Annotated in this window: 1 protein-coding gene; it reads left to right on the plus strand. The window is 64.6% G+C overall.

From position 1 onward, the window contains the following. A partial coding sequence (locus HPO_RS19400; protein WP_035602930.1) for a terminase gpA endonuclease subunit occupies positions 1-616 on the plus strand: 616 nt, incomplete at both ends.

Consider the following 616-nt stretch of genomic DNA (forward strand, 5'->3'; position numbering starts at 1 on the left):
CCGAGCCCTTCGGCCTTTCTGCCCTACCAACGGAAGCCCGCATCCTGACTTGTGGCGTCGACGTGCAGCGCGACCGGCTAGAAGCGGTCATTCTGGCCTGGACGGCAGACGGCGCGGCGCTGGCGGCCTCGCATGATGTGTTCTGGGGTGATCCGCAGGGGGATGACGTTTGGGCCGAACTGGACGCGCACCTTAGGCAGACCTGGCAGCACCCCCTTGGCGGGCAGATCGGCATTTCCGCGACGGCCGTGGACTCGGGCGATGGCGAGACCACCGATGCCGTCATGGCCTTCTGTAAGCCGCGTTTCGGCCGCCGGATTTACGCCATCAAGGGCGCCGCTGGAAATCGCCCGGCTATCGAGCGCAGTAAGTCGCAGGCGGGGCGCCTGTTCATCGTGGGCGTGGACACTGTGAAAGGGCAGGTGTTCAAGCGTCTGTCAGACCCTACGCAAATGCGGTTTTCAAGCGACCTAGCGCCCGTCTTCTTCGAACAGCTTACTTCGGAGCGCCGCGTGATCCGCTACCGCCATGGCCGCCCCTACGGCCAATGGGAACGGATTAAGGGAAGGCAGGCCGAAGCGCTGGATTGCATCGTGTACGCATTCGCCGTGCGCGG

Origin of the sequence: Hyphomonas polymorpha PS728, assembly GCF_000685315.1 — a bacterium.
GTDB lineage: Bacteria > Pseudomonadota > Alphaproteobacteria > Caulobacterales > Hyphomonadaceae > Hyphomonas > Hyphomonas polymorpha.